The organism is Vibrio sp. 1069, from assembly GCF_033340555.1.
The window spans coordinates 1-506 of the sequence record NZ_JAWOWP010001009.1 but is presented as its reverse complement, the minus strand read 5'-3'; the positions used below and the strand labels follow the sequence as shown (position 1 = coordinate 506).

Genomic DNA, 506 nt, shown 5'->3' with positions numbered 1-506 from the left:
TGTAACGGGTTGAATGTCTTAGCTGATTTTGCTGAAACTTTTGATCAAAGAACACAAGAGTTGGGGCAAAAGCAATTTGATCGATGGGAAGCGTTTTGGGAAATCGTTAGCGGACGTCAGGACAGTTCCATCATCCAAAAAATTAGTGCGACTTTTTCATGGTTTAAAGGGTTTGTTTCCGACCTTGTCAGCCAAGGTATGAATACGATGATTCGTGAGTTTTTGCAGCTCTTGAGTACTTCGATTGATTCACCTGATACTGAAAAAACTCAGATGCAGCATAAACTCATCAATGATTCCAATACATGGAAAGGCAAAAAGCTAATTTATATTGCTCACTCGCAAGGAAACTTATGGGTGAACCAATCTTACAAGTATGTTGTTTCTCAATTAGGATACGACGCTGATAATATTCACGTGGTTCATATTGCGCCGGCCTCGCCAACATTAACCCCTGATAGTGACTATATTTTATCAACCTCTGACCTTGTTATTAATAGCCTGCA

Annotated in this window: 1 pseudogene; it reads left to right on the top strand. The window is 39.7% G+C overall.

Going from position 1 to position 506, the window contains the following annotated elements:
• A pseudogene (locus R7040_RS30310) lies at positions 1-506 on the top strand (hypothetical protein); the annotation flags it as partial.